Origin of the sequence: Enterobacter roggenkampii, from assembly GCF_001729805.1 — a bacterium.
GTDB classification, from domain to species: domain Bacteria; phylum Pseudomonadota; class Gammaproteobacteria; order Enterobacterales; family Enterobacteriaceae; genus Enterobacter; species Enterobacter roggenkampii.
Genome location: NZ_CP017185.1, coordinates 48,424 through 64,339, shown reverse-complemented (window position 1 = coordinate 64,339; position 15,916 = coordinate 48,424). Strand labels below are relative to the sequence as shown.

The window sequence follows — 15,916 nt, the reverse complement described above, 5'->3', positions numbered from 1 at the left end:
AGAATCAGAATGTACGGAACACGCGAAGAACTCTGCACCCGGCTCGAAAACATGTTCACCCCCGACGAGCCGCTGGTACTGCTGGTATGGACCGAAGAAGCTTTTTATGTCGCCTGCGGTGAACTTGATGTAAAGCCGGAACCTGCCGAGATTCAGGGACTGATGGAAACAACCGGTAATACGGATATGGCTGTATATCGCAGGGAAGGCGTTACAAATTCAGGCGTATGCGACCTTCTGGTACGACACCGTGAGGCCGTGGCACGCGAGGTAAGCGTTCCTGCGGCGCTGCTCATGCGCGTACTGCGGCGACAGGAAGGTGACCTGGAAAATCTTGTCGGGCAGGCATGGGAGGCCGGGCGACCCACGCCTGAATTCCTCAAACAGGCACTACACGATGTCAGAATGCTGATGGAGCGGATCTGATGCAGCCGCAGGGCCGGGAGCAATCCTGGCCCTGCCGGTCCTGCAACGTAAAAGGATGTCGCCAGCTCCTCTGTTCCGGCGAGACCTCCACGGCGTTACGGCCGCGCGGTGAGTGACGTTCGTGCGGCCTGCGGCAAACGCCGTGCCTCTACTTTAGCCCGAACGCTGCAAATGCAAGGGTTCACTGACGTCGATGCCTTCACCCGGTCGCCGTTTGTTTAAATGCCTGTCGCGGTTCTTCCCGTCGTTATCTCGCTCAATATTCGCTCGCTAACCGTCCAGACCCTCTCCGCTGTTTACCGGCGCTGCGGCTTCATGCATCGCCCATGCATTTTTCGCTCCCTGTCGGGCTGTCGTGTCGGCACGGCGTAAGCCGGAACTCAGACGACATCGACCACGGAGGAATTTCCATGAGCACTACGACCACCACACCTGCTGTCTACGTTGGCACGTACCACAAGTACAACTGCGGGAGCATTTTCGGCAAATGGTTTGACCTGACGGAGTTTGACGGCCGGGAGGATTTTTACGAGGCCTGTCAGGCGCTGCACGCCGATGAATGGGGCGCAGAATTTATGTTCCAGGACTGGGAGGGTATCCCGTCACAGTTCGTCTCTGAATGCGCCATCGACTGGGATTTTATCGCCGCGTACAAACGCGCCGAAGAAGAGGGCAGGGAAGCCGCGTTTATCGCCTGGGCGGAGTATACAGGCGAGTGTGACTATGACGCGTTTGATGATGCGTATCGCGGCGAGGCGGAGAGCGAGGAGGACTATGCGCGTGAAATGGCTGAAGACAACGGCCTGCTGAATGAGGTGCCGGAGCCGCTGCGTAGCTATTTCGATTTTGAAGCCTGGGCGCGTGACCTGTTCAGCAGCGGTTATGTATTCCACGACGGCTACGTCTTCAGCAACTGATTATCCCGGGCAGGCGGTTTAGCCGCCTGTCAGCCCGCGCGCAAAAACCTGGCAGGCGCTGCCTGCCGGCGAAGTACGCAGCGCCTGCGGCGCCGCGCATCTCCGCCAGTGTCTGATGTTCCTGTGGTGTCAGAGTATGAATACCGGTGAGCTGTAGCTGGTCGGCGGTATTTCTGTTCCGGTGATAATTCCTGCGTTGCCGTTGCCGTTGCCGTTGCCGTTGCCGTTGCCGTTGCCGTTGCCGTTGGTGATGGCGCACAGGATGATATCGCTGCCCTGTCAGCTTTTCTTCCTGAGCGATATGAGTGCGGGCGACTTCCCTGGCGGGAACCGGGGCTGTCATGCTCTGCACAGAGCCAGCAGAGCTGTCTCTGCCCGGCCCCTCCGGGGCAGCGGGTTTCCATCCCTCTGTCGCAACGTCAACGGCAGGCTTGCTGCGACCGTTCCGGTCACGCCGCCCTTCACGCGCCGTATCCTGCGCTTTCTGCACCCCGGCAAACAGATGCCGGGCTGTAAGGCGCAACGCCGTTTCGCGCCCGCGCGTTCCGTCGTTGCGGCGGGTTCCTGCTCATTTCCTCCTGGTCATTTCACCCCTCTGAGTCCTTTCGCCGGGGCTGAGACAAGCACAGTCGCTGTCAGCTGTCCAGGGTAAATGGCACGCGGTAAACCGCGCCCTGGACATCCGCCATCGCCCGTGCTGGTTTACGCCCCTGCGGCGAACGGCTCTCAAACGGGTGAAGGTAACAACCAGGGGGCAGGTTCAGCAGGTCCCCGCAAAACGTCAAAACCGCGGCCCCGGCAACTCAACGGGTGATGGTTTTTAAAGGCAAAACAACCGGAAGGAGATTCATCATGACAGTACGCGGCATCAACAAAGTCATCATCGTGGGCAATCTGGGGCAGGACCCGGACGTTCGTTACATGCCCAACGGCGGCGCGGTGGCTAACTTCAGCCTCGCCACATCAGAGTCCTGGCGCGATAAGCAGACCGGAGAGATGCGAGAAAATACCGAATGGCACCGTGTCGTGCTGTTCGGCAAGCTCGCGGAAGTTGCGGGGGAGTACCTGCGCAAGGGCGCTCAGGTGTATGTCGAAGGCCAGCTGCGTACCCGTAACTGGCAGGACGACAGCGGCCTGACCCGTTACGTCACCGAAATCGTGGTCGGGCAGAACGGCACCATGCAGATGCTGGGTGGTCGTCGTGACGCTGGTCAGTCCCGGAATGTCGCCCCGCAGCAGTCGCAGACTCAGCCACAGCCAGCTGATGCGCAGGAAAAATCCCCGAAAGCGAAGGGAGCCAGAAAAAGCCGTCAGAGCGCCGCACCGTCTCAGCAGGTGCCGCAGCCGCTACCGGACGACTATCCGCCGATGGATGATGATGCCCCGTACTGAAACCCTGATGAACACGCCCTGCAACTGGCGGGGCTGAAGGAGAAAACATGAGTATTTATAACGCCGGACCGTTACCGGATGACACCTTCACCCGCGAACAGGCTGAAGCCGTGGCGGCGGAGTTTGAGAATGTTGCGATTGAGGATGACCAGGGGACGCACTTTCGCCTCGTTGTCCGTAAGGATGGCGAGATGGTGTGGCGCGCATGGAATTTTGAAGCGGATGCAGGGAAATGGCTCAACCGTTACATCGAACGTTACGGTATCCGTAAAACGAAGTAAGCAGTAAGAGGTGCCCTGCCGGAGCGCTAACTCCGCAGGGCCGGACAATCATCAATCTGTGAGGTATTAACTATGTCAGTAACCGATGTTAAATCAAAAGCACCCAAAAAAGCGAGCAGCAAAAAAATCACGAAGGCGCAGGAAGAAGCCCTGAAAGCCGCCCTTGAGGCCGCCGAGGTCGAGTATGTTCCGCTGTCCGATCTCGTTAAATCCCCGCTTAACGTGCGCACCATCCCCTATTCGGTGGACAGCGTTCGCGGTCTGGCCGACTCCATTGAGACGCTCGGACTGCTCCAGAACCTGATTGTTCACACTCTCGCAGACGGAAAGCTGGGTGTGGCCGCAGGTGGCCGCCGTCTTACCGCCCTGAATCTGCTGGCGCAGGAGGGACGTCTGCCGGATGACCACGCCGTGATGGTCAGGCGCGTCTCTGACGATATTGCTGCGCTCGCCTCCGTTGCCGAGAACGAGCAGCGCGCCGCCATGCACCCCGCCGAGCAGATCGCAGGTTTCCGTACCCTGGCAGAGCAGGGCAAAACCCCCGCGCAGATTGGCGACGCCCTCGGATTCAGCACCCGCCACGTGCAGCGCATGCTGAAGCTGGCAAACCTCGCCCCGTCCCTGATGGACAGGCTCGCGCAGGACGAACTGACTGTTGAGCAGTGTCAGGCGATCTGTCTCGAGGACGATCCTGCCCGTCAGGTTGAGGTCTTCGAAAGCGTGAAGGCCAGCTGGTCGAATGCCCCCGCGCACCTGATAAAACGCGCCATTACTGAAACCGAGATGCGCACCGACAACACCAAATTCCGTTTCATTGGACGCGAGGCTTACGAGGCGGCGGGAGGGTACGTCCGCGAAGATCTGTTCAGCCAGGACGAGGGCGACGGCACGGCTGACAGCGTGCTGGTCGAGCGTCTGGTGCAGGAGAAGCTGGAGCGTATCGCCCAGGACATACAGCAGCGTGAGGGCTGGGCATGGAGCCGCGGACGCGCAGCCCGCATCTGGTATCACGGCGAAGACGGTCAGGAGTTCGTTCAGCCTGTTGAACCCGATCCGGTCTACACCCCTGAACAACAGCAGCGTCTTGATGCCCTGCGGGAGCAGTACGACACATATGACAGCGTTTGCGACGAGACGGACGCGCTGGAAGCTGAGATCGAAGCGATCGAACAGGCCTCAGAAGTCAGCGCGTGGACTGACGATATGAAGTCAGGGGCGGGGGTAATGGTCAGTCTGTACGAAGGGCAGGTATACGTGCAGCGAGGTGTGCGCCTGAAAGCGGATATGCCGGAAGAAACCGAAACCAGCAGCGTAACGGTGCCGTTCACCTCGCGTCAGACAGATGCCGCCGAGGGGATCAGCGTCCCGTTGCTCACGAAAATGACCTCCGAGCGTACGCTGGCGGTACAGGCCGCGCTGATGCAGCAGCCTGAAAAAGCCGTGGCGCTGATGGTATGGCGCATGTGTACCTGCGTGTTCTCCGGTTGTCTGACGACGACACACCCGTTCCGTATCAGCCTGACCGTGTCTCACGGCAGCCTGACGGAGAATGCCCCGTCCGGTAAGAGCGGCGCAGCGTTTGACCTCCTGATGACAGAAAAAGCACGTCTGAAAGCCCTGCTGCCAGCGGGCTGGGAGAAGGACTTCACCACCTTCTTCGCCCTGAGCGGGGAGGTGCTGATGTCGCTCATGGCCTTCTGCACGGCCTGTTCCGTTGACGGGGTTCAGACCCGCGATATGGGGCATACCTCGCGCAGTACCCTCGATACGGTCGAGGCGGCAATCGGGTTCCACCTGCGCGACTGGTGGCAGCCGACGAAGGACAATTACTTCGGCAGCCTGAAACATCCGCAGATTGTCGCCTCCCTGAAGGAGGCGGGGCTGACGGGCGCGGCGGGTGACGCGGAGAAGATGAAGAAAGGCGACGCCGCAGCACATGCAGAGCACTTTATGCAGCACACCCGCTGGGTTCCGGCATGGCTGAAAGGACCGGAGTCAGTGGCTGAATCCGGTGCTGACGACGCCGTTTCAGATACCGACAGCACTGACAACAACATCACCGACACGGCACACGCCGCCTGATAACGGAGCGCCGCCCTGCGGGGCGGCGATAAGGATAAACCCATGCGCACTATTCTGACCTCCGATGTACTGAAAACGATGTCCTGTGATGAGTTTGAGGACTGGCGAGACAGCGGCGAAGACTACCGCCGTGAACTGACCCACGCCGTCATGCGTGACCTGTCCTGCCCTGACAACTGGGACATGAACGGCGAGTACCGCAGCGAGTTCGGCGGGTTCTTCCCCGTACAGATGCGCTTTACCCCCTCGCACGGCAATTATCATATTGCGGTGTGCAGTCCCGGTGCCATCAGTCCCGTCTGGATGGTGGTGTTCGTTCCCGCCAGCGGTCGTCCGTTCTCCGTCATTCGAACCCTGAGCGGCTACCAGCCGGAGCTTGTCAGCCACACCGTCAGCCTGACGGCGCGTCTCGATGCGGACGGATACAGTCAGGCCAGTATCATCAGTATTCTGGCAGCGGAGGGCGCGGCATGATCCCCTCACATCTCTCTCTGGTTCCCTTCAGCCCTGAGCGCCGCGCCGCGATGGAAGCCATCGCTGAGGTTGAGCGCAGGCGGTCGCGCGGCGCGGTGTCAGCGGCGTACCCGTATGCCAGCGCCTTTTTTCGCCGGCTCACGGGCAGCACGCGCATCTCACTCAGGGAAATCCATCATTTTGCGCCGGTGCTGACGGCGCGGGAGCTGCGGGGCTGCAGGGACTGCTGGCTCAGTGCCATCGATGCCCTGATTGAAAGTCGCGGGACGTGTTGCTGGCTGCCGCTTCCTGTCGGTGCAGGTCAGCGCCTCTTTCCGGAGGTGGCCTTTCAGCAGACCGAGCGGGTTCGCTGTCAGGACGCTCTGCGGGATGAAAAATACACCCGCCAGCGCCGTAAGGAAGCGTGCCAGCGCGAAACAGCGTATCAGGCGCTGGCAGGGCAGGCGGAGATTGAGCTGGCATTCCATACCCCGGAGACGGTCAGCAGCTGGAGCGCACGCTGGTCGGGGACTGAACTGCGCCTGTACGACCTGGAGGAGATGTTCTGGCGCTGGAGCGAGCGTTTTCCGTCACTGGCGCCAATGGAACGCTGGATGACGGATAACCAGCCTTTCTGGACGGTGATGGCTGAAACGGATGCGCTGGCGCGGGAAAGCACTGAGTCTGCCAGGCAGCTGGAGCGCTGGATGGTCCCCAACAAGCTGACCGCGCGGAGTCAGGTATGAAGTGGCGTTACTCACTGCGCTGGAAGCGTCCCGGTCCCTGTCCCGGTGAACCAGAGCTGGCGTCAGAAGTGGTGGAGGCAGGGAAGCCAGCACCTGAGTCCGTGATGTCACTGTGGGTGGCCGGAGCCGGATATGCTGTGTGCGTAGATTTTCTGTATGACAGGCCTGTCAGGCGCTGGAGCGATGAGCGCAAGGCGGCAACCCGTCGGCGGAATCTGGAGCGCCGTGTTAACAGGATCGCGCCGCTGTTTGCGGATGAACTCATCGAGAGGGAACTGACGGCACGGCCTGCGTACTTTCGTGGGATATCAGCAGGGTAAATCGGTTATATAATATGCGGATTAATGTCTGTTAATGTATCAGTGTAACTTACCCGGGATGGAAACCAGTTATGACCGAAGTTCAGTATGCCTTTACTCATTTTTTGCGAATGTTTGTTGTAATAGCTGTAATTACCGCAGGATATGGATATCTCATCATCAGTGTTGTTATGACCCGGAAGCGGGCATTTATTCTTCAGTTTTTGTCTCTTGCCGGACTCGGTGCGTTATTTTCATTTCTGGTGTTCAGGAGTGACAGTATGTGGTCAGGTGCTCCGGAAGTATCTCTGGCGATACTCATCGGCATGTTTACTGCGACGGTCATCTTTTACATGTTCTTCCTGCTTATTCGTGCCGCTTGGCGGCATATAGCCCAATGAAATTCATGGTTAAAGATAATGCAGAAACAGGATAGTTACGAACAGGGGTGGCGCGACCAGACTATTTTCGCGGAAAGTCTCACCGGTGAGTGTTGTTATTATCCCCTGCAAATCTTCGGGTCTGCAGGGGCCGGAGAACAGTCGTAGTCTGCAGCTATAAAAGGAGACTACTTGTGAGCAAAGGACTGACATTACCGGCGCTGGTTGCCATGACGCCGGAGGATTATGAGCAGTCTCGCTCTGATGGCTGGTCTTCACGTCAGGTGCTGACGCAGGCCGTTGTGCGGGAGCTGCTTTTGCCGGAGGGTTGGGTGGTTTCATCCGAAAATCACACTGAATACGGTGGCGTATGGCCCGTCTGCCTGCGGTATGTTCCTCCGCATGGCAGGCACTGGTTCTTGCTGACCAGCCCCGGTGAAGTCTGTGACCACTGGATGCTGTTGCTGCAGTCTGCCAGCGGACAGCGGATTAAATGTCTGCGCAGAATGCCGGTGCTGGACACTTTTCTGGTTAACAGACTGCTGCTGCGGGCTGATGTGCTGGATAAAAAGCGGTATACGCTTGCGGGCCTGGCTAATGAACTGGCTGCTTTCACAGAAACGGCAACACACGGGCGTCGTCCCTGACGGGACACGGCTGTCGTGAACGGAGCCGGTAAACCGTCTCCGCCCTCCGGGCTTCCATCCTGACGCAACGTCAACCCCTGCGCTTGCTGCGTCCGCAAACGGACGCGCCGCTTCACCCTGTCGGCGGTAAAACTGCCGACAGTCCTCTGACGCCACGCCGTTCCGCCGTGTCGGCTGTGTTCATCCTCTCCACATACCCCTGGCGAGCCCTCTCCCGTTAAGTCCCCGGGCGGAGGGCTAGTCGTAGCACCGTCGTGTCGTCATCCGAAGGGTGAAATGCACTCCGCCAAAACTTTTTGCGAAGGACCGCAAAAACTTTTGTCTCCGCCCTTCTCCTGCCGCCCCGCCGTCGCTCCTTTGCCCTATGCCGCCAGGGAACTCAACGAGAGATGGATTAACCACCAGACAGGAGAAAAAGCAGAATGAACACACAGAACGTCAACGTCAAAACCGCCACCAAAGAATCTTCCGAAAGATGGGGTTCAGACCCGAAAGCCCGTCTGGCCTGTGTTATCGCAGAGCAAAAGTCATACCTGCTGGAGCTGTGTCAGGTCTGGAATCTGCAACAGTCAGAGGCCGACGAGGCGGAAGAAGTCTGCAACATTCTTTGCGCCATGAGCAAAAACGTCTGGGACGAGGGCGTGCTCGACTGGATGCGTGATAAGCCGCTGCTGTCGTTCCATGTCGTGCAGCCGTGGTTACAGGCTAAAGCTCACGCGGTCCGGTTATACGGTGAAAACGGGCTGGCGGCGTGGACGTATGCGAACAGAAGCCTGAAAGACTGTATGAACTTTGAATACGCAATGCTCGCAGAGTGAGCTGGCTTTACTTACCACGGCGGCAGTGCTTGTCGCCATCAACCCTAAAAGGAGAACACCATGCAATTACATCTGACCGAATCTTCCGCCCTGTTGGGAATACAGGCCACAGCTGAGGCTGAGCGGGCGTACTGGCTGAGCCGTGAGAAGGCGGCAGTGAAAGCGCCCGCTGAAATCGACGTGCACGCCTTCCATGATGCGCTGGGGCTGATGTACCCGATGAACTGGCGCAGCAGCGAGAACGGCGAGTGCGAAACCTTCATGCTGGCGGAAATGGTCTGCGGCAACGTGACCGAAATCTACGCGCGGATCGGTATCCGTTATTACCGGATGCGTGACTACAGCAACCTTGACCACGCGGAGATTCTGGCACGCGTTAAGGAGGTTGAGCAGCGCCAGAAATGAAAAAGGCAGACTTTCGTCTGCCATATCCCGCCGGATTTATTCGCCTAGGAACGATGAATCCGGCCTTCACCAAAAGGAACAAACCCATGCAATTCAGTGAAGCTTCGATTGTTACACCGACCGCCCTGTATGTCCAGATGCGTGAGGCGGAAAACGCACCTGTAAAAAAACAGGTACGAATTAAACGCAGTGATATCGACCGTGACGAAATCAGCGCCGAAATGCGGGCGCTGGGTCGTCACATTGCACACTGCCGGAAGAAGGGCCGCTCTGTGCGTATTCCTGCCATGCGCGGGAGTGAGTGGGGGCAGGTGTTACGCACGCTCGAACTGAAGCGGGCATTTAACTGACGGAGGAGCCGCCCCGCAGGGGGCGGCATTTGAGGGGGAAAATTTATGTCTCAACTCAGTTTTGCCAGCTTCTTTGACCAGGCGAAAGAGGCTGCACCAGTTACACACGCTAAAACCGTATTGCCAGCCGTGAACGTGCCGACGATACCGCACCGGATGATGACGACTGACGAAGCACGGCGCCAGTTTATCCGCGTGTTCAGGGATACCGCCCGCCAGCTGCGCCGCTGGGAGGTTTTCAGCGACTTTATCACGCTGGCGGCCAGCGAGCTGGATATGGCGCGGATCAGAACGCCGGAGAACATTGATCGCAGCCGTAAAATCTGTGCGAAGTACAGCGGGAGCGATATCAGCAATCTACACACGCTTTTCTGCATGATGGTTAGCGCACTGGAGTCGAAATTTCACGACTTTCTCGGGGCGATTTTCATGGAGCTTGAGCTGGGCGACGACCGCAACGGGCAGTATTTCACGCCGTATCACCTCCAGTCGCTAATGGCGAAGCTGCTCATGCAGGATGTCGAACAGACAATCAGGCGTGAAGGGTTCGTGACCGTCAGCGATCCGGCAAGCGGCGCGGCGGGGATGATTGTGGCGTATGCGGAATATCTACTGGAGTCGGGCTTTAACCCGTCTGAGCATATGTTCGGTAGCTGTATTGATATCGACCCGATCGCAGCCGATATGGCGTTTATACAGCTATCCCTGCTGGGTATTCCTGCCGAAGTGGTCACGGGCAATACGCTGACGATGCAGCTTAACAGGGTCAGGTATACGCCGGTGTACTACATCAACAACTTTGAGAAGCGGCTGGACGATCAGCGCCGTATCAGCGCAATGCGCGAATTTATGCGAGCGATGAATAAAGCTGCATAACTATCCTGAAGGGCAGGGGAATATCCTGCCTTTCGCGGTATCAAAAGCCGCACGCCTGCGGCGAAGAGTAATACTGGCAGCGCTCCGCGCCGCAAGTATTACTCCGGAGCGTGATTTTCTCATTATTATTTATGAAGACCTGTGATATTTCATCGGGCATCCTGCTATTTATCTCTTATGGTATTTATTCTTTACGTTGAAAATAATAAATATCAGTCCGGGCGTCGTCCCTTAAGGGACGCGGCTGTCGTGAACAGAGCCAGCAAGCTGTCTCTGCCCGGCTCTTCGGTAAACCTCAGGGCAGCGGGCTTCCATCCTGACGCAAATTCAAATTCACGCTTGCTGCATCCTGAAAGGATGCGCCGCTTTCACCGTTGCGGTAATAAATTCCCGCCTCTTTAATGACCGGAAAGTAAATCCGTCTTGCGACGATTTTCCGTTCCGGGATGTGTGCATTCTCCTGCTGTGACTATCGCCCGATTTCATCAAGTCGCGGAGGGCTGCTTTTAGCATCAGCCTGGGAGGAAATAAAGGGGTGTATAAACGCTGCGCGCCCCTTTATTTCCTCCCCGTCAGCTGCTCATTGCCCTTTGCCGCTCAGTGATGAAGTCGAACGATGTAATAACCTAATGAGGAGAAAACCAGAATGCATACATTAAACGTCAAAACCGCCACTCGTGAATCAGACGAACAATTTAAAATCGATGAACGCCAGCGCTACTGTGTTAAAGATGGCGATGAACGTCTGGATTTTATTCCTGCACTCTTTTTTACGCCTTCTGCTGATAACATGATTGCCAGCTGGTTATGCCAGCATTCAGATTACGATGGTGGTTTCTGGAGTTACTGGATTATTCCGCAGGGCACTGGCGGAAACGTGGCTCCGAACTGTGTCAGATTCACCACGACGCAAACCGGATATATAGCACCGGAAGGTGAGCAGCGCTATAACATGGTTATCGCTGGTAATTATTTTGAAACAAAGGTTAGTGCTGATGCTGCCGGAATTATTGCTACATTAATGATAATGAACTGGTTGTCATGGCAGATGGTTGATATGGGACCGGAATACACCACGATTCTTAATCATCTCATCGCCCGTCAGGATGCACTAAAGGATTATGTCAGCATTATTCAGCACCCTGAACGTGAACTGATATGGCGAGCTATTGATTAACAGATGATGCGTCACTCAGGTGACGCATTTTTTTTGATCCTGTTATAAATTGCTCTGATTTCATCTGCGTAATTCTGTCGTTTCCTCTCTTGTACCTCCGTTTCACGAAAGCCTGCATTATAAGCTCCTACTGCCCTCCAGGAGTATCCCCAGCGCTTAAAAGCAATTGCGAGATAATAGGCACCTGTATAGATATTCATGCAGGGATCTCTGTAAAGATTACCAGCCGTGATCCCATACTGAGCCAGATGTGAAAAATTCTGGGAGTGTATTTGCATCATACCGACAGCGTAACTTTGATTGCTGACAACGTTCATTGCATCAGGGCGCCATGATGACTCTCTGAAAGAGATTGCACGCAATAAATCAGGTTCAATATGGTAATCCCTTCCCGCCATGTCAAAACAGTCCTGAGCAATGGCAGGAGAGGTAATCACGAGTAATACAGCAAGAAGAACTTTCTTCATCTTCAATATTCCATATCTATCATATCCCACGTCAAGAGTGCCATTTCCGATAAAAAACGGCAATGCCGGAATATGCGTAATCCTGCCCGGCTGACAAATTTGTCTAACCCTGCTCCTTAACTTCAAAGTCCCACACACCTCGCAAGATTTCATCTTGCATGATTATGTTTAAGAATCATGTGCTTATGTGATTTTTAATGCGGTATTTTATACCGGGCGATGAATTTGCGAATCGCTTGCGAATCGTGTATGAATCGCATCCGATTCGAATCTGGATTCATATGTGATTCACTCTACATAAATCAATAAGTTGATGCGATTCGAATCTAGATTCGAATCGCGGTTTTCGGTATAAATGAATCGCCTTTTTTGCCTGCTTGATTCGTCAATGAATCGCTAGTTTAGATTGAGTGAATCGGATATGATTCACGAATGAAACGAATATAAATAAATTTTATCTGGATAAGAAAATGCCAAAAATACAGACTTACTGTAACAATAATGTGTATGAACAAATTTCCGATCTGGTGACGCTCAGAAAACAGGAAGGGGTTGAGGATGCATCGTTTTCAAACGTGTCTTCAATGTTGCTGGAGCTGGGGTTGCGGGTCTACATGATTCAGAGAGAAAGAAAGGAGGGTGGCTTCAATCAGATGGAGTACAATAAAGTCATGCTGGAAAGTATGTCCAGAGTAAGGGCAATGTGCTCTGAGATTATGAAGATGAGTGCTCTAAGCCCAGAAGCCATAGATAGTGGACATTTCATACTTTCAGATATTAAACCAGCAATTGAAAAATTTGCCAGGCAGCAGGTTAATAATTTCTTCCCTGACGATGGTGGTGAGGATTCATAAATGAAATCAAGCGGCAATATTTATAATGTTGCGCTTGATACTTCAAGTTTTTATTTTGTATTTGGTATTGGTTTTTCTTGTTTTTGTTTTTGTTTTTATTGGTTTATTTACTGTGTTTTAGCTTGTAAGATAGATTTTTTACGTTCAGGCGTGCGACTGGTAATTATCAATGTGTTTTTATTTTTAACTATGATTTTTGTGTGGTTTTTATTTGTAATAGATAATTTTGAAACATTTTTTGCATTTTATAAAATTTGAAAGTAATGTGAAGGGTAAGTTTTAGCGCTCCTACCCTTCAGCTTTAATTTAATTGATGGTTTGCGATTTCTTTTTCATTAACTCCATGCTGCACTTTATTTTGTTGATCGCTTCTTCTTCGCTTTCACCCCACTCTATATTACCTTCATATATAGCAACCCAATAGTCTTTAAGAAAACCCTTTTGCTCCGGTAAGTGTACTGTTTTGATTTTTAAGTGGTTTGTTTGCATGGTGTCTCTCAGGTGTTTTAAAGATTTAACATCATATACATATCTTGGGGAACCTCGCAATTAATGGTTGATTATAGGATTTATATTTATTTTAGTGTTATTCCTAATGTATCGTAATTAATTGTAAATTTAAATGAGATGCAGTTTTTTATTTAGTATGTTTCGGGTAAAAAGTTATGGAAATGTAAAATGCCAATCCAATTTTACATTTTTACTTTGTCCTGAAGAGGTTTTTAATGAGTAAGGTATGTGTTGTTGCTGGGGGAAGTCAAGGAATTGGCCAGTCGGTAGTAAGAGAATTTAAAGAAAATGGCTATAAAGTGTATGTTTTGGATGTTATTGAATCAAAAGAAGCACTATATATTCATTGCGATGTATCGAAATACACTAATATAATGAGTGCTTTTCAAGCTATTTCAAGGTCGGAAGATAAAATTGATGCATTAGTCGTTTCATCAGGCATTCACTTTTCAGGCGATGTTGAGAGCACCCCAAACGAAGTTTTTTATAATATTATTGATGTAAATATCATCGGGGTTTTTTATGTTGTGAAAGAAGCATTGCCATTAATGAAAAAAAATGGTGGTTCTATTGTCCTTCTGTCATCAGATCAGGCAATAGTCGGAAAGCCAAATAGTTATGCTTATGGGTTGACGAAAGCTGCAGTATCATCAATGGCTAGGAGTATAGCAATCGATTATGCTCAATATGGAATTAGATGTAACGCAGTATGTCCTGGTACTATTGATACGCCTTTATACAGAAAAGCCATAGAAAATGCTTCAGTCAAATACGGGTGTTCAGTTGATGATGTTCATGCATCTGAATGCAAAATGCATTTATTTAATAGAATTGGTACTTCTGAAGAAGTTGCATCATTAGTATATTATCTCAGTTCGCCAAAAGCAGACTTCATAACTGGAACAAATCAAGTGATTGATGGTGGATACACGACAGTATAATTATATTATTTGTGAAGTGTTCTTTTCTCTGTCAAATAAATTAGTTGGACAGTAGTGATGTGGGTCACTACCGTCCGTGGTCAGAATAATGAGGTTTTATAATGACCGTTAAAAACTCTAGTCAGTTCTATGTTGAAAATCAAGGTAAAGATCACAATATTGAGTTCTATCATTCTAACCCATTGATTGATTGGGGGTGTGGTATAGTATTGGTCAAAGATTTAAATCATAGATTTGTGGCCTCAAATATCAATTTTATGCAATTTTCTGGAGTAGATCCTCAGAGTTTGGTTGGTCTTTCTGATCTGGATATGCCATGGGCCGAATATGCAGATATTTATAAAGAACATGAGGCGGATATTCTCTCTGGTCATAACTATAGTGTATTGGAACCGTTGATGGGTGTAGATAAGGCAAACTTATTGACCTGCAAAAAGGTTATTTTCAACAAACAAGGAATCCCATCTGGTACTATTGCTACTGCACTCATCTACAATAAATCCATTGAATATGGAAATCTGGGTGGGGAAGCTGGAAAACTTAAAATCCAGGACTATAAAGGTATGGGGCTAACGCCCAAGGAGAGTAAGGTTCTATATTTTATTTTAAAGGGATTTTCACGAACTAAAGTTGCCGAGCTTTCAGGGATGTCAACCTCATCCTATGACTTTCATATTAAGAATATAAAGTTAAAATTTTGTGTCGATAATATTGATGACCTTATCTATGAGTGCTATGTAAAAGGCTTGCACGAGATAGTTCCTTTCAGGCTTTTGCTCGATTAAAAGAGAAACCTATGAAATCTCATAGGTTTTTTTTTGCGCATTCTTTACTTGTTTTTCTCGGTTGTTATCATTGATAAACATCGTGTTACAGGGAGTAAGGGCGTGTCTCAAAGTTATAAATCTGTAGGGTTATCTCTGCAATTATCACCAGAGCTGAACAAACTTTTGACCCAGTCTTCAAAACGGTCAATGAGAACAAAAACGATGGAAGCTCTGATTCGCTTGGAGGACCATTTGAAATGTTTTCCTGATATCGCAGCTCAGAATAAGCGATTCAAACCTGATGGATCTTAGATGGTAGAACTAAACTTTATGTTTCCATCTTAAGTAAAGATGTCTGATTACAGCGTCATTTTAATATGGTGCTGTAACAGACTGACTTTTACTGTCAGCATTTTATTCAGATTTAATTAAGTTAAATGGAGTTTCTATGAGTTTAACCTGTTCAAAAGGCGGCCTCCCCACGTCTGTCAAAAATCGCGGATGGCAGTTCTGCCGCTCAGCATGGCGCAGCGTGACCAGCCGAAAATCCCTGTCCCGTCTCGCTGCCCTCTCTCCGCTGCTGCTGCTCGGCGCAGGTCAGATGGCCCACGCCACTGACCTGCTGGCAGGCGGAAAGGACGATGTGAAAGCGACCTTCGGCGCCGACTCCTTCGTGATGATGTGTATCATCATCGCCGAGCTTATCGTCGGTGTCGCCATGTACATCCGCACCAAGAACCTGCTGATTCTGCTGGGTCTGGTCGTGGTGATCGTCTTCACGTCCGTCGGTATGACCTTTATCAGCTGACATGACGGGAAACGAACTCGAAAAATACCGTTTCCCGAAAACGTTGTCAGATCAAAACCGTCTAATTGGGCTGCCCCTTGATGAAGCCATCCCCCCAGCGGTCGTTTTGCTGTGGGGGTTTTTCACCAAAAAGTATCTTTTCAGCCTGATTATTGCCGCGGTGCTCTGGCAGCTGATTAAAGCGGCAAAACGCGGAAAAAGCTCAAGGTGGCTTTACAACTGGTGCTACTGGCATTTGCCCGTTGAGTTATTTCGGATTGTCTACCGCGTTATTCCCGACTCCAGTTTCAGGAAATGGATTAAATAACTTACGCAGGGCC

At 51.9% G+C, this 15,916-nt stretch carries 24 protein-coding genes; 22 read left to right on the top strand and 2 right to left on the bottom strand.

The genetic code is table 11. The annotated features are described in order from the left end of the window. Positions 1 to 9: 9 nt before the first annotated feature. The 15 genes from BFV67_RS22655 (at position 10) to BFV67_RS22580 (ending at position 11,249) form a co-directional block, all read left to right on the top strand. Entirely contained in the window at positions 10 to 426 is a 417-nt protein-coding gene (locus BFV67_RS22655; RefSeq protein ID WP_069599036.1) for a DUF1380 family protein, read from the top strand. 410 nt (positions 427 to 836) lie between these two features. Further along, entirely contained in the window at positions 837 to 1,343 is a 507-nt protein-coding gene (locus BFV67_RS22650) for an antirestriction protein ArdA (protein ID WP_069599035.1), read from the top strand. 852 nt (positions 1,344 to 2,195) lie between these two features. Continuing rightward, positions 2,196 to 2,735: a single-stranded DNA-binding protein gene (gene ssb, locus BFV67_RS22640; protein WP_069599033.1), complete on the top strand. Its 540-nt coding sequence runs from the start codon at positions 2,196 to 2,198 to the stop codon at positions 2,733 to 2,735. 47 nt (positions 2,736 to 2,782) lie between these two features. Then, positions 2,783 to 3,016 carry a DUF905 domain-containing protein gene (locus BFV67_RS22635; protein WP_069599032.1) on the top strand — a complete coding sequence of 78 codons (234 nt, stop codon included), beginning with the start codon at positions 2,783 to 2,785 and terminating at the stop codon, positions 3,014 to 3,016. 72 nt (positions 3,017 to 3,088) lie between these two features. After that, positions 3,089 to 5,098, top strand: coding sequence for a ParB/RepB/Spo0J family partition protein (locus tag BFV67_RS22630; protein ID WP_069599031.1), 2,010 nt, complete (start codon positions 3,089 to 3,091; stop codon positions 5,096 to 5,098). A gap of 42 nt (positions 5,099 to 5,140) precedes the next feature. Then, on the top strand, positions 5,141 to 5,572 hold the full coding sequence (gene psiB / locus BFV67_RS22625; RefSeq protein ID WP_069599030.1) for a conjugation system SOS inhibitor PsiB: 432 nt from the start codon (positions 5,141 to 5,143) through the stop codon (positions 5,570 to 5,572). Next, positions 5,569 to 6,297 carry a plasmid SOS inhibition protein A gene (locus BFV67_RS22620; RefSeq protein WP_069599029.1) on the top strand — a complete coding sequence of 243 codons (729 nt, stop codon included), beginning with the start codon at positions 5,569 to 5,571 and terminating at the stop codon, positions 6,295 to 6,297. The genes psiB (BFV67_RS22625) and BFV67_RS22620 overlap by 4 nt, the downstream gene beginning before the upstream one ends. Further along, complete coding sequence (locus tag BFV67_RS24480) at positions 6,294 to 6,617, top strand: theronine dehydrogenase (protein WP_069599028.1); 324 nt, start codon at positions 6,294 to 6,296, stop codon at positions 6,615 to 6,617. The genes BFV67_RS22620 and BFV67_RS24480 overlap by 4 nt, the downstream gene beginning before the upstream one ends. 71 nt (positions 6,618 to 6,688) lie before the next feature. Next, positions 6,689 to 6,997, top strand: a complete 309-nt coding sequence (locus BFV67_RS22610; protein ID WP_069599027.1) for a hypothetical protein — start codon at positions 6,689 to 6,691, stop codon at positions 6,995 to 6,997. A gap of 173 nt (positions 6,998 to 7,170) precedes the next feature. Beyond that, positions 7,171 to 7,623: a conjugation system SOS inhibitor PsiB gene (gene psiB, locus BFV67_RS24325; RefSeq protein ID WP_201258628.1), complete on the top strand. Its 453-nt coding sequence runs from the start codon at positions 7,171 to 7,173 to the stop codon at positions 7,621 to 7,623. Between the two features lie 422 nt (positions 7,624 to 8,045). After that, positions 8,046 to 8,441, top strand: a complete 396-nt coding sequence (locus tag BFV67_RS22600; protein WP_069599026.1) for an ammonia monooxygenase — start codon at positions 8,046 to 8,048, stop codon at positions 8,439 to 8,441. Between the two features lie 60 nt (positions 8,442 to 8,501). Next, on the top strand, positions 8,502 to 8,846 hold the full coding sequence (locus BFV67_RS22595; protein WP_069599025.1) for a hypothetical protein: 345 nt from the start codon (positions 8,502 to 8,504) through the stop codon (positions 8,844 to 8,846). 86 nt (positions 8,847 to 8,932) lie between these two features. Beyond that, entirely contained in the window at positions 8,933 to 9,196 is a 264-nt protein-coding gene (locus tag BFV67_RS22590; protein WP_069599024.1) for a hypothetical protein, read from the top strand. A 159-nt stretch (positions 9,197 to 9,355) separates the two neighbouring features. After that, positions 9,356 to 10,072 (top strand): N-6 DNA methylase, encoded by a 717-nt coding sequence (locus BFV67_RS22585; protein ID WP_418251761.1) that lies wholly within the window; start codon positions 9,356 to 9,358, stop codon positions 10,070 to 10,072. Between the two features lie 646 nt (positions 10,073 to 10,718). Next, the gene (locus BFV67_RS22580) at positions 10,719 to 11,249 is read left to right on the top strand and encodes an antirestriction protein (protein ID WP_069599022.1); all 531 of its coding nucleotides are present in this window, start codon (positions 10,719 to 10,721) and stop codon (positions 11,247 to 11,249) included. 11 nt (positions 11,250 to 11,260) lie between these two features. On the opposite strand, the gene BFV67_RS22575 is transcribed toward BFV67_RS22580, so the two are convergent. Next, positions 11,261 to 11,716 (bottom strand): transglycosylase SLT domain-containing protein, encoded by a 456-nt coding sequence (locus BFV67_RS22575; protein ID WP_069599021.1) that lies wholly within the window; start codon positions 11,714 to 11,716, stop codon positions 11,261 to 11,263. Between the two features lie 470 nt (positions 11,717 to 12,186). On the opposite strand from BFV67_RS22575, the gene traM reads away from it, so the two are divergent. Both traM and BFV67_RS24320 read left to right on the top strand, forming a co-directional pair. After that, a complete protein-coding gene (gene traM / locus BFV67_RS22570; RefSeq protein WP_069599020.1) occupies positions 12,187 to 12,570 on the top strand; it encodes a conjugal transfer relaxosome DNA-binding protein TraM in 384 nt (127 codons plus the stop codon). Next, positions 12,571 to 12,828, top strand: a complete 258-nt coding sequence (locus BFV67_RS24320) for a hypothetical protein (protein WP_157888840.1) — start codon at positions 12,571 to 12,573, stop codon at positions 12,826 to 12,828. Between the two features lie 48 nt (positions 12,829 to 12,876). Here the strand turns inward: BFV67_RS24320 and BFV67_RS22565 are convergent, their stop codons facing one another. Continuing rightward, positions 12,877 to 13,059 (bottom strand): hypothetical protein, encoded by a 183-nt coding sequence (locus BFV67_RS22565; protein WP_069599019.1) that lies wholly within the window; start codon positions 13,057 to 13,059, stop codon positions 12,877 to 12,879. A gap of 236 nt (positions 13,060 to 13,295) precedes the next feature. Between BFV67_RS22565 and BFV67_RS23715 the strand changes: the two genes are divergently transcribed. The 5 genes from BFV67_RS23715 (at position 13,296) to traL (ending at position 15,903) form a co-directional block, all read left to right on the top strand. Next, the gene (locus BFV67_RS23715) at positions 13,296 to 14,021 is read left to right on the top strand and encodes an SDR family NAD(P)-dependent oxidoreductase (protein WP_071965129.1); all 726 of its coding nucleotides are present in this window, start codon (positions 13,296 to 13,298) and stop codon (positions 14,019 to 14,021) included. Between the two features lie 101 nt (positions 14,022 to 14,122). Further along, on the top strand, positions 14,123 to 14,806 hold the full coding sequence (locus tag BFV67_RS22560) for a helix-turn-helix transcriptional regulator (RefSeq protein WP_069599018.1): 684 nt from the start codon (positions 14,123 to 14,125) through the stop codon (positions 14,804 to 14,806). Between the two features lie 189 nt (positions 14,807 to 14,995). Beyond that, the gene (locus BFV67_RS24725) at positions 14,996 to 15,100 is read left to right on the top strand and encodes a TraY domain-containing protein (RefSeq protein WP_235610647.1); all 105 of its coding nucleotides are present in this window, start codon (positions 14,996 to 14,998) and stop codon (positions 15,098 to 15,100) included. A 136-nt stretch (positions 15,101 to 15,236) separates the two neighbouring features. Then, positions 15,237 to 15,596 carry a type IV conjugative transfer system pilin TraA gene (gene traA, locus BFV67_RS22555; RefSeq protein WP_069599017.1) on the top strand — a complete coding sequence of 120 codons (360 nt, stop codon included), beginning with the start codon at positions 15,237 to 15,239 and terminating at the stop codon, positions 15,594 to 15,596. Between the two features lies 1 nt (position 15,597). Continuing rightward, a complete protein-coding gene (gene traL / locus BFV67_RS22550) occupies positions 15,598 to 15,903 on the top strand; it encodes a type IV conjugative transfer system protein TraL (protein WP_069599016.1) in 306 nt (101 codons plus the stop codon). Positions 15,904 to 15,916 lie beyond the last annotated feature (13 nt).